Here is an 11676-nt window from a genome sequence, read left to right as displayed (position 1 = left end):
CGCCGCCGCCGAAGCGCAGGTCCTGGTCGAAGCGGGTGCCGTGCTGGCCGTTGAGGTCGATGTGGAACAGCTTGTCGGACCACAGTGCCTGGGCGATGCCGTGCGCGAAGTTGAGTCCGGCCATCTGCTCGTGCCCCACCTCCGGGTTCACGCCGAAGAGTTCGGGCCGCTCCAGGCGGTCGATGAAGGCGATGGCGTGGCCGACCGTCGGCAGCAGGATGTCGCCGCGCGGCTCGTTCGGCTTGGGCTCGACGGCGAACTTCAGCCCGTAACCCTGTTCGGTGACGTACTCGGCCAGGAAGTCGAAGGACTCCTTCATCCGGTCCAGCGCGAAGCGGACGTCCTTGCCGCCGTTGCTCTCCGAGCCCTCGCGGCCGCCCCACGCCACATAGGTCTCCGCGCCGAGCTCCGCGGCGAGGTCGATGTTGCGCATCGTCTTGCGCAGCGCGTACCGGCGCACGTCGCGGTCGTTGGAGGTGAAGCCGCCGTCCTTGAAGACGGGGTGGGTGAAGAGGTTGGTGGTGGCCATCGGCACCTTGAGGCCGGTGGTCTCCAGCGCCTCCTTGAACCGCTTGATGATGGCGTCGCGCTCCGCGACGGTGGCGCCGTGCGGGATGAGGTCGTCGTCGTGGAACGTGATGCCGTAGGCGCCGAGTTCGGTGAGGCGGTGCACTGCCTCGACCGGGTCGAGCGGGGCGCGGCTGGCGTCGCCGAACGGGTCCCGGCCCTGCCAGCCGATGGTCCAGAGGCCGAAGCTGAACTTGTCCTGCGGGGTCGGCACGTAGTTCTGGGGCACGGGCGCTCCTAGTCTCGGTGTCTCGCCGGCTCGGCCGGTGGTCGGCTCGCCCTGGCGCTGTGCCGGTCCGCAGCATTTCGTCAGGGCTATTTACAAATTAGTATGCGAGAGAGTCGGACAGTCAAGGGCGCCGTCGTCCCAACATGGGGCGAGTCCGAGGGTGCCGTCACCGGACCGCGGGCCGGCAGCCCGTGCGCACCGGCACCCCACGGACCCGCACCGAGCGTCGGGACCGCGAACCGCGGACCCCGACCGACACGAGCCCGGACACGAGCCCGGACACGAGCCCCGACACGAGCCCAGACGCAGGACACAACCACCGGACCCACGCGCCGGACCCCAGGAGGCAGCACTCATGGCCAAAGCTCAAGGACCGCTGGTCATCGGGGTGGACAGCTCGACCCAGTCCACCAAGGCGCTGGTCGTCGACACCGCGACCGGCGCGGTCCTCGCCTCCGGGCAGGCCGCGCACCCCGTCACCGCCGAGCACGAGATCGACCCCGATCACTGGTGGCAGGCGCTCCTGGCCGCGCTGGGCCAGCTCGGCCACTACGCCGGCAAGGCCGAGGCCATCTCCGTCGCCGGCCAGCAGCACGGCCTGGTGACCCTCCGCGCCGACGGCACGCCGGTGCGCCCCGCCCTCCAGTGGAACGACGTCCGTTCCGCCGGCCAGTGCACCCGGCTCGGCGGTGAACTCGGCGGTCCCGCCGCCTGGGCGCGCCGCGTCGGCAGCGTCCCCGCCCCGTCCTTCACCGCGCCCAAGTGGCTGTGGCTCGCCGAGAACGAGCCGGAGTCCGCGCGCGCCACGGCGGCCGTCCGTCTCCCGCACGACTACCTGACCGGCCGCCTGACCGGCGACGGCACCACCGACCGCGGCGACGCCTCGGGCACCGGCTGGTGGGCGGGCGACGACGCCGGCTACGACACCGAGATCCTCGACCACATCGGCCTCGCCCCCGCGCTGCTGCCCCGCGTGGTGAAGAAGGGCGAAGGCGCCGGCACGGTCCGCGCGCTGTCCGGACTGCCGCTCAAGCCGGGCGCGTTGGTCGCCGCCGGCACCGGCGACAACATGGCCGCCGCGCTCGGACTGGGCCTGGCACCCGGCCAGCCCGTGCTGAGCCTGGGCACCTCGGGCACGGTCTACGCCGTGAGCCGCACGCGCCCCGCCGACGAGACGGGCACGGTCGCCGGGTTCGCCGACGCCACCGACGCCTGGCTGCCCCTTGCCTGCACCCTGAACTGCACTCTCGCCGTCGACCGGGTGGCCGCGCTGCTCGGCCGGGAGCGCGAGGACGTCGAACCCGGTGCCGGGCCGGTGCTGCTGCCGTTCCTCGACGGTGAGCGCACCCCGCAACTGCCGTACTCCAGCGGTCTGCTGTACGGGCTGCGGCACGACACCACCGGCGGCCAGGTGCTCCAGGCCGCCTACGACGGCGCGGTCTTCGCCCTGCTGCGCGCGCTCGACCTGGTCCTGGCCGACGAGGCTTCGACGGGGGGCCCGGCCGACGCCCCGATCCTCCTGATCGGCGGCGGCGCCCGCGGCACCGCCTGGCGCGAGACCGTGCGCCGGCTCTCCGGCCGCCCGGTGCAGGTGCCCCGCGCCCAGGAACTGGTGGCGCTCGGTGCCGCCGCCCAGGCCGCCGGGCTGCTGCTGGAGCAGGACCCGGCGGAGGTCGCCCGCGGCTGGCGCACCGCCGAGGGACCGGCCTACGACGCCGTCGAGCGGGACACCGACGCCCTGTCCCGCATGGAGACGGTCCTGAACGGTGCCGACGACCTGCTCCGCCGGAACCCCGCGTCGGGCAGCGGTGATCTCGCGCGATGACCGCCACCCCCCGGCTGCACACCCAGCAGGATCTGCGGCGCGCCAACCTCGCCGCCGTCCTGTACGCGGTCGTCGACGGAGGCCCCGCCTCGCGGGCCCGGGTCGCCGACCGCATCGGTCTTACCAGGACGGCCGTCTCCACCCTGGTCGACGACCTGCTCGCCGCCGGGCTGCTCGCCGAGGCCGGGCTGGGCCACTCCGGTTCCCCGGGGCGTCCCGGCACCGTGCTGGCCCTCAGCGACCAGGGGCCGTGCGGCCTCGGCGCGGCGATCGGCGTCGACCACCTGGCGGTCTGCGCCGTGGACCTGCGGGGCCGGGTCCGGGCCCGTGCGGCGGTCGACGCCGTCAACCGCCGCAGCCGGCCCGAACCGGTGCTGGAACGGCTCGCGGGGCTGATCGACGACGTCACTGGCCAGCTGACCGAGGCCGGGCTGCGTCCGGCGGGCCTGTGCGTCGCCGTTCCCGGCCAGGTCGTCCGCGACGGGACCAGAGTCGTCCAGGCACCCAACCTGGGCTGGCGGGACGTCGACCTGGCCGGTCGACTCCCCTCCGGCGGCGGGCCGTTGAAGGTCGACAACGAGGCCAACCTCGGCGCGCTCGCCGAACTCTGGATCGGCGACCCGGTCTGCCGCACCGGGGACGTGCTCCACGTCTCCGCCGAGATCGGCATCGGCTCCGCGATCCTCACCGACGGCCTGCTGTTGCGCGGAAACCGCGGGTTCGCGGGGGAGTTGGGCCATGTACCGGTGCGCCGCAGGGGCCACGCGTGCGGCTGCGGGGGGCGCGGCTGCCTGGAGCAGTACGCGGGCGAGGAAGCGGTGCTGCGCGCCATCGGCCTGGACCCGGTGCGGGCGGTCGCCGACCACCCGGGCCCCGGCGGTCGCGTCGGCTACCTGGCGGGCCGCGCCGAAGCCGGCGACCCGGACGTGCTGCGCGCGCTGCGCGGCGCCGGCACCGACCTCGGTATCGCGCTCACCGCCGCCGCCAACCTGCTCGACCCGCACGTCCTGGTCCTCGGCGGCGCGCTGGCCGACCTCGCGCCCTGGCTGCTCCCGGCCGTGGAGGCGGAGTTGGGGCGCCGTATGGGCACCGCGCCGCCACTTGTGGTCTCCCGGCTCGGCGCCGACGGTCCACTGCTCGGCGCGGCGCACGCCGTGACCCGCGCCGTCCTGGACGACCCGCTGCGCACCGCCCAGCCGACGGGCTGAGGGGCACCGGCACCGGCACCACGCGGACGCGGCACCCGCCGTCGCACACCCGCCATCGCACGCCCGCCGTCGCACACCCGCCATCGCACGCCCGCCGTCGCACACCCGCCATCGCACGCCCGCCGTCGCACACACACGAGGACGCCGGTGCGCCGGACGGGACGACCCGCGTCGTCCCACCGCCACGCACCGGCGTCCGTCAGTCGGTCCGTCCGCTCACGCCCTGGACAACTCCCCTGCGTGGCAACGGCGTCGGTATCCGTGCCCGTCTCCGTGCGGGGGTGAGGCCGGTCAGACGGGCGGCATCCCGCCGCCGTACCCGTCCTGGCCGAGCGCGTCGATCTGCTGGTAGATCTTGCTCTTCAGCAGCTCCGGGTCGGGAACGTGACGCAGCGTCATCTTGCCCTGCTCCGAGGCCGACTGCACGTGGAGCGTGCCGTACCGCATGATCCGCTCCCACAGACCGACCGAGTACGACACGTCGTTGACCCGGGTCAGCGGGATCGACCGCCCGGCCTTGGTGATGAACCCGGTGCGCTTGTGGAGCCGCTTGGTGGTCAGCACATAGACGGTCGAGCGCCATTGGAGCATCGGGATCAGCCAGAACCAGAGGGCGGCGATCACGGCCACACCGGCGATCACCCAGCGGGCGATGTCGCTCCACTCCTCCTCGGACGGAACCACCCACATCAGCGCGGTGGCACCCGCGATGATGACGAGCAGCAGCAGGAACTCACTGACCAGCGTGGTCCAGTGCTGCCGCGTGTAGAAGACGAGGTCTTCGTCGTCTGCGAGGTACTTGTCCGCGATAGGCATGCGCGCATCCTGGCACATCGGCGTGAGCGCCGGGAGTCGCGAACGGGACTTGGTACCGGCCTGTGAAGGGGGCCCTCCACGAGGTGTCCGCACCGCGTCCGCGCGCCACCGCTGAGCCATCGCCCGGGGCCTCCGCCGAGCCTCCGCCGAACCACCACCGAACCACCGCCGGGAGGAGCCCGCGGGCGCCGCCGCCACGCGCCTCCCACCCGTCGTGCCACACGGAGAGTGGCGGCTCGCCACGGGCCCGGGCGGCGCAGGTCGTAAGCTCCACACATGTCCACAGTTCGGCGCAAGCCTCGCTCCTACCATCCCGACCGGGTCCGGGATGCGGTGCTGGCCCAGGTGGAGTTCGTCCGCCTGGCCGCCCACGAGCTAACCGGGCAGCAGCTGGCCAAGCCCACCGGCCTGCCCGGCTGGGACGTCCGCCATCTGCTCGCCCACCTGGCCCGGCAGATCGACGCCCTGCCCCAGCTCCTCGCGGAGCCGGTCCCCGACGCGACCAGGCCGGCCTGCACCCTCTCGCAGTGGGTGCTCGGCACCGGTGAGATCGCCGCGAAGATCGACTCCTGGGCGCAGGAGGACGCCGCCGCCCGGGAGGATCAGGCCGCCGCGATCGACGCCGCCGCCGAGGAGCTGGAGTCGGTGATCGACACCGGTGTGCGGGAGGACCTTCTGCTGCCGCACGTCTTCGGGCCGATGCGCGCGCTCGACTTCACGGTCACGCGACTCGTCGAGTTGGTCGTCCACAGCGACGACCTGACGCGCGCCACCGGCAGCCCGGTGCGGCTGGACCGGATGGCGGTGGCGAGCACCGTGCGGGTGCTCGCCGACGCGCTCGCGGAGAAGGCGCCCGGCGCCTCGACCGAGCTGCGGGTGCCGCCGTTCGCCGCGGTGCAGTGCCTCGCCGGTCCCCGCCACACCCGTGGCACCCCGGGGCAGGTGGTCGAGACCGACCCGATCAGCTGGATCAGGCTGGCGACGGGCCGGGCGACCTGGAAGACGATGACGGCCACCGGCCGGCTGAAGGTGGGCGGCGAGCGCGCCGCTGCTCTCGCCGACGAGTTGCCCGTGCTCGGCTGAGCCAGCCAGCCAGCCAGCCAGCCGGGCGCGGCCCCGCACCCCTTGGTGGAGACCCCCGGCGCGCGACCCACACCCCGCGCGCCGGGGAGCCGCCCACCGGACCGTGACCGACTGTTCGGGTCCGGTCGGCCCTCTGTCGCAGAGCGCCGTTCCGTCGCAGGTCAGCGCCGTCGGGCGCCGGAAGGCGTCGTTCCGGGCCGCCCGGGGATGAGCAATGTGTCACAAGGACGACGGCCCGCGGGCGGGGCAACCTGCCCTAGACTGGCGCTTGTGCGTGGTGATGGACGACTCAGCCACGACCTCGACCCCGGTGAGAAGGGCCCGAGGGACGCTTGCGGCGTCTTCGGTGTCTGGGCCCCGGGCGAGGAGGTCGCCAAACTCAGCTATTTCGGTCTGTACGCGCTGCAGCACCGTGGACAGGAGTCCGCGGGCATCGCGGTGAGCAACGGCTCCAAGATCCTTGTCTTCAAGGACATGGGCCTGGTCTCCCAGGTCTTCGACGAAACCTCTCTCGGCTCCCTCAAGGGCCATATCGCGGTCGGTCACGCCCGGTACTCGACCACCGGTGCGTCCACCTGGGAGAACGCCCAGCCGACCTTCCGCGCGACCGGGCACGGTTCCATCGCGCTCGGCCACAACGGCAACCTGGTGAACACCGCCGAGCTGGCGGAGATGGTCGCCGCGCTGCCCGGCGGCCGGACGCCCCGGCACCGCGTCGCGGCCACCAACGACACCGACCTGGTGACGGCGCTGCTCGCAGGCCAGACCGACGACGAGGGCAACCCGCTGACCGTCGAGGAGGCGGCGGCACTTGTCCTGCCGCACGTCCAGGGCGCGTTCAGCTTCGTCTTCATGGACGACCACACCCTCTACGCCGCCCGCGACCCGCAGGGCTTCCGCCCGCTGGTCCTCGGCCGGCTGGAGCGCGGCTGGGTCGTCGCCTCGGAGTCCGCGGCCCTCGACATCGTCGGCGCCTCCTTCATCCGGGAGATCGAACCGGGCGAGATGATCGCCGTGGACGAGAACGGGCTGCGGACCCAGCGATTCGCTGAAGCGAAGCCTCGCGGCTGTGTTTTCGAGTACGTCTACCTGGCCCGTCCCGACACCGACATCGCCGGCCGCAACGTCTACCTCTCGCGGGTCGAGATGGGACGGAAGCTCGCCGCCGAGGCCCCGGCCGAGGCCGACCTGGTGATAGCCACCCCGGAGTCCGGCACCCCCGCGGCGATCGGCTACGCCGAGGCGAGCGGCATCCCCTACGGCTCCGGCCTGGTGAAGAACTCCTACGTCGGCCGGACCTTCATCCAGCCGAGCCAGACCATCCGCCAGCTGGGCATCCGGCTGAAACTGAATCCGCTGAAGGAGGTCATCCGGGGCAAGCGCCTGGTCGTGGTGGACGACTCCATCGTCCGCGGCAACACCCAGCGCGCGCTGATCCGGATGCTCCGCGAGGCCGGCGCCGCCGAGGTCCACGTGCGGATCAGCTCTCCGCCGATCAAGTGGCCCTGCTTCTTCGGCATCGACTTCGCGACCCGGGCCGAGCTGATCGCCAACGGTCTGTCCGTGGACGAGATCGGCACCTCGCTCGGCGCCGACTCCCTGGCGTACATCTCGCTGGACGGCATGGTCGACGCGACCACCATCGCCAAGCCGAACCTGTGCCGGGCCTGCTTCGACGGCGAGTACCCGGTCGACCTGCCCGACCCCAAGCTGCTCGGCAAGGACCTCCTGGAGGACGGCCGCCAGCCCCGGGACGAAGCCCGCCACAGCGACGTGGACGGTGTCGACGCCCTGCTCACCGGGCCTGGGGCGGCCGACGCGCTGCGCCGCCCGTGACACCTCCGCCGTCCGCCGGGCCGTCCGCGGCCCACACCTCTCGGCGGTCCGTCCCGGCCCCGCGCCTCGCGGCGTGGCGCCGGGGCGTGACCGCCGACGACGGCCGGCCGTCCACGCCGGGGTGTCCGGCCCGTCCGGTCCCCGCGAACTCCTCGTCCGCCGCGTCCCTCGCGGCCCCCGCGCCGTCCCCCGCCGCATCCGGCCCGGGCCGGACGCGCTCCCCGAACCGCGACGTTCCCCGAACCACGGAAGAGACCCGCAATGAGTGACAGCACTCCCGGTGCCTCGTACGCCGCCGCCGGTGTCGACATCGAGGCCGGTGACACGGCCGTCGAGCTGATGAAGAAGTGGGTGGCCACCGCGCAGCGCCCCGAGAGCGTCGGCGCCATCGGCGGCTTCGCCGGCCTGTTCGACGCCTCCGCGCTCAAGCGCTACGACCGCCCGCTGCTGGCGTCGGCCACCGACGGGGTCGGCACCAAGGTCGCCGTCGCCCAGCTCATGGACGTGCACGACACCATCGGCCAGGACCTCGTCGCCATGGTCGTCGACGACCTGGTGGTCTGCGGCGCCGAGCCGCTGTTCATGACCGACTACATCTGCGTCGGCAAGGTCCACCCGGAGCGGGTGGCCGCCATCGTCAAGGGCATCGCCGAGGGCTGCACCCTGGCCGGCTGCGCGCTGGTCGGCGGCGAGACGGCCGAGCACCCCGGGCTGCTCGGACCGGACGAGTACGACGTCGCGGGCGCCGGCACCGGCGTGGTCGAGGCCGACCGCCTGCTGGGCGCCGAGCGGGTCCGTGCCGGGGACGTGGTCGTCGCCATGGCCTCCTCCGGCCTGCACTCCAACGGGTACTCGCTGGTCAGGCACGTGCTGTTCGACCGGGCCGGCTGGAGTGTGGACCGCCGGGTGGAGGAGCTGGGCCGGACCGTCGGCGAGGAACTGCTGGAGCCGACCCGGATCTACTCCCTGGACTGCCTGGCGCTCACCCGCACCACCGAGGTCCACGCCTTCTCGCACATCACCGGCGGTGGCCTGGCCGCCAACCTGGCCCGGGTCATCCCGGACGGCCTGCACGCCACGCTGGACCGCTCGACCTGGACGCCGGCACCGGTGTTCGGCCTGGTCGGGGAGGCCGGCAAGGTCGCCCGCGCCGAGCTGGAGCGGACCCTGAACATGGGCGTCGGCATGGTCGCCGTCGTCCCCGGCGACTCGGTCGACGCGGCGCTGACCACGCTGGGCGACCGCGGCCTGGACGCCTGGGTGCTCGGCGAGATCAGCGAACGCGGTGACCGCGGTGACCGCACGGACGCGGTGACCCTCCACGGTGACCACGCCTGACCTGGCGAACCCCGAGGACGGCCCGGCCGTCGCGGTGCCCGGCGTGCCCGGTCACCGCGCGCGCCGGGCTGGGGACGTCCCTCGACCGGGCCCGGACAGCGCAAAAGCCGGTCCGGTGAAACCGGACCGGTCTTTCAGCAGCGCTCACGGCGAGAGTGTCAGGCTTCCCGCCGCCGCGACGAACCGGACTGTTGCTCGTCGTCCTCGTCGTCGTCGTTGTACAGCTTCGCGTACTCAGCGTACGGGTCGTCCTCGAGTTCATCCTCTGGTTCCAACTGGTCACCGTTCGGTGACTGTTCTGACGAGGATGCACCCAGCTCTTCGGCCAGTCGCGACAAGTCGGTCCCACCGCTGTTGTACTTCAGCTGGCGGGCGACCTTCGTCTGCTTGGCCTTGGCCCGGCCGCGCCCCATTGGCTCGACCCCCTCAACGTCGGGGCGCTGCGGCCCCAGAGTGTTGACATGCGTTCACGGTAAGGAGCGGGCCCCGCAGGAGCCCGACCCACCGGGCTTCAACGGTACCTGCTTCCTTGACCCTACGGTACGCCGTCCGCAGGACCGAGGCGGCGTGGCACCAGCCCGTCGACCCCCTCTTGGCAGGTCAACGGTGATTTTACCTTCTTTCGGAGCGCAACCCACCGAAGCGACGTGACATGTCTTACGCAAGTGCCGGACCGTCCCGACCGGGCGGTCCGGCACTCGTGCCGGGGGTCGTGATCCGTCCGCAGGTCAGCGGGCGGCGGCCATCCGCTGCTCGGCGATCCGGTCGGCCGCGACGGCCGGCGGGACGCCCTCGGTGTCGGCGCGCTCGAAGATCTCCAGGGTCGTGTCAAAGATTTTCGTCGCCTTCGACTTCGCACGTGCGAAGTCAAATCCGTGGAGTTCGTCGGCCACCTGGATCACCCCGCCGGAGTTGACGAGGTAGTCGGGCGCGTACAGCACACCCCGGTCGGCGAGGGTCTTCTCGATGCCCGGGTGGTCCAGCTGGTTGTTGGCCGCACCGCAGACCACCGTCGCGGTCAGAGCCGGGACGGTGAGGTCGTTGAGAGCGCCACCCAGCGCGCACGGCGCGTAGATGTCCAGGCCCGGCGTGGTGATCAGCGCGGCGGTGTCGGAGACCGCGGTGACCTGCGGGTGGGCGGTGAGCACCCTCGCCACCGACTCGGCCCGCACATCCGTGACCACGACCTCGGCGCCCGCCTCGACCAGGTGGTCCACCAGGATGTGTCCCACCTTCCCCACACCCGCGATGCCGACCTTGCGGCCGGCCAGCTCCGGGGAGCCCCAGCGGTGCTGCGCGGAGGCGCGCATCCCCTGGAAGACGCCGAAGGCGGTGAGGACGGAGGAGTCGCCGGCGCCGCCGTTCTCGGGCGAACGCCCCGTGGTCCAGCGGTTGGTGCGGGCGACCACGTCCATGTCCTGGACGTAGGTGCCGACATCACAGGCGGTGACGTAGCGGCCGCCGAGGCCGGAGACGAACCGGCCGTAGGCGAGGAGGAGTTCCTCGCTCTTGACCTGGTCCGGGTCGCCGACGATGACCGCCTTGCCGCCGCCGTGCTCCAGCCCGGCGAGTGCGTTCTTGTAGCTCATGCCGCGCGAGAGGTTCAGCGCGTCGCGGAGCGCGGCCTCCTCGGGACGGGGCACACCGGGGTAGGCGTGGAAGCGGGTGCCGCCGAGAGCGGGACCCAGCGCGGTGGAATGGATGGCGATGACGGCTTTGAGGCCGCTGGGCCTGTCCTGGCACAGGACGACCTGTTCGTGTCCGCCCTGATCCGATCGGAAGAGGGTGTCCAGAACGTCGACCTCGGCCGGGCTGTCGACACTGACAGCGGGACGTACGTCAGTCACTGTGGTGACTCCTGTATGTCGAGGCGGATGCCCTCGGCGGGGTGGGGAGGGCCATAGGACGACTCTACGGCCGTCCGTGCCCGCCGGGGCAGCTGGTGCGTCACACTGCCACGACACGTCCGGGCCACTGGCCGTCGTGTCCACCTGCTGGGATCATCGGGAGCGGCGACCACCGGGAGGACACGCGTGCCGAAGGTTCCCTATGCGTCGTATCTGCGGGTCTACGAGCCGCTGGCGGCCTTTCCCGAACCCGAACGCTCCTACTGGGCGGAGTACGCCGCCCGCACCGACCTCCCGACCGCCCAGGACGAGCTGCGTGCCGCCCTGACCTCGCTGATCTCGGTGCCCCGGCGCGCCGCGCCGGAGCGGGAGAGCGGCGACGCGTTCGTCGCCGAGGTAGACGGGGTGCTCTGCGTCTGCCCCTGGCGGACGCGGCTGCGCGCGTGGCGGGCGCTGGAGGAGGCCGGCCACTGGATGATGCCGGACTCCGTGCTCGACCAGGCACTGCCCGTCGCAGCCCGCAGACGTGCGGAGCGCAACCACCAGCGCTGGTCCGAACGCAATCCCGACGCGCGGCCGTGGATCCGTTCCGCGCTCTGGCACGTGCCGATCCGCTGGTTCACGCTCTTCGACGACAGCGAGCGGGACTACCGCGCCCCCGGTGAGCCCGGTGAGCCCGGTGACCCCGGTGACCCCGGTGAGCCCGGTGAGCCGGGGGGCGGCCACGGCCCCGGAGCGCGGGCCGCCGGTGACGTCGGGGACGCGGACGGCGAGGGAAACGGACATCGGGGTGTCCGTAGTGCGCGCGAGGGCGCCACGAGCGGACAGGACGGGCGTGGGAGCGGACGCGAGGGCGGTGGCCGGGCGAGCGGGCGGGCGGACCGCCACGGGGGCGCCAGAGCCGCCGGGGACACCCCTGGGGACGGG

Annotated in this window: 10 protein-coding genes; 6 read left to right on the top strand and 4 right to left on the bottom strand. The window is 72.9% G+C overall.

All coding sequences use genetic code 11. The features are described 5' to 3' along the window. Positions 1–796 (bottom strand): xylose isomerase (gene xylA / locus E0D90_RS17830; protein WP_130799227.1); only part of this gene is annotated, 796 nt, incomplete at its 3' end. Between the two features lie 355 nt (positions 797–1151). On the opposite strand from xylA, the gene xylB reads away from it, so the two are divergent. Both xylB and E0D90_RS17820 read left to right on the top strand, forming a co-directional pair. After that, positions 1152–2621 carry a xylulokinase gene (xylB, locus tag E0D90_RS17825; protein WP_130799226.1) on the top strand — a complete coding sequence of 490 codons (1470 nt, stop codon included), beginning with the start codon at positions 1152–1154 and terminating at the stop codon, positions 2619–2621. Continuing rightward, positions 2618–3829, top strand: a complete 1212-nt coding sequence (locus E0D90_RS17820) for an ROK family protein (RefSeq protein ID WP_130799225.1) — start codon at positions 2618–2620, stop codon at positions 3827–3829. Before xylB ends, E0D90_RS17820 begins: the two co-directional genes overlap by 4 nt. A 291-nt stretch (positions 3830–4120) precedes the next feature. Here E0D90_RS17820 and E0D90_RS17815 read toward each other — a convergent pair whose 3' ends face one another. Further along, positions 4121–4645 carry a PH domain-containing protein gene (locus E0D90_RS17815; RefSeq protein WP_130799224.1) on the bottom strand — a complete coding sequence of 175 codons (525 nt, stop codon included), beginning with the start codon at positions 4643–4645 and terminating at the stop codon, positions 4121–4123. A 276-nt stretch (positions 4646–4921) separates the two neighbouring features. Between E0D90_RS17815 and E0D90_RS17810 the strand changes: the two genes are divergently transcribed. The 3 genes from E0D90_RS17810 (at position 4922) to purM (ending at position 8902) form a co-directional block, all read left to right on the top strand. After that, positions 4922–5728 (top strand): maleylpyruvate isomerase family mycothiol-dependent enzyme, encoded by an 807-nt coding sequence (locus E0D90_RS17810; protein ID WP_103528616.1) that lies wholly within the window; start codon positions 4922–4924, stop codon positions 5726–5728. A gap of 207 nt (positions 5729–5935) precedes the next feature. Next, a complete protein-coding gene (gene purF / locus E0D90_RS17805; RefSeq protein ID WP_130799223.1) occupies positions 5936–7564 on the top strand; it encodes an amidophosphoribosyltransferase in 1629 nt (542 codons plus the stop codon). A 261-nt stretch (positions 7565–7825) separates the two neighbouring features. Further along, positions 7826–8902, top strand: coding sequence for a phosphoribosylformylglycinamidine cyclo-ligase (purM, locus tag E0D90_RS17800; protein WP_130799222.1), 1077 nt, complete (start codon positions 7826–7828; stop codon positions 8900–8902). Positions 8903–9060: 158 nt separating this feature from the next. On the opposite strand, the gene E0D90_RS17795 is transcribed toward purM, so the two are convergent. Together E0D90_RS17795 and E0D90_RS17790 are read right to left on the bottom strand one after the other, a co-directional pair. Beyond that, entirely contained in the window at positions 9061–9315 is a 255-nt protein-coding gene (locus E0D90_RS17795) for a DUF3073 domain-containing protein (RefSeq protein ID WP_103502154.1), read from the bottom strand. 315 nt (positions 9316–9630) lie between these two features. Further along, a complete protein-coding gene (locus E0D90_RS17790) occupies positions 9631–10749 on the bottom strand; it encodes a Leu/Phe/Val dehydrogenase (protein WP_130799221.1) in 1119 nt (372 codons plus the stop codon). Between the two features lie 186 nt (positions 10750–10935). On the opposite strand from E0D90_RS17790, the gene E0D90_RS17785 reads away from it, so the two are divergent. Further along, a partial coding sequence (locus E0D90_RS17785; protein WP_498072963.1) for a DUF8083 family protein occupies positions 10936–11676 on the top strand: 741 nt, incomplete at its 3' end.

Source organism: Streptomyces otsuchiensis (genome assembly GCF_004305975.1).
Classification (GTDB): domain Bacteria; phylum Actinomycetota; class Actinomycetes; order Streptomycetales; family Streptomycetaceae; genus Streptomyces; species Streptomyces otsuchiensis.
This window is presented reverse-complemented; position numbering and strand designations above follow the sequence as displayed.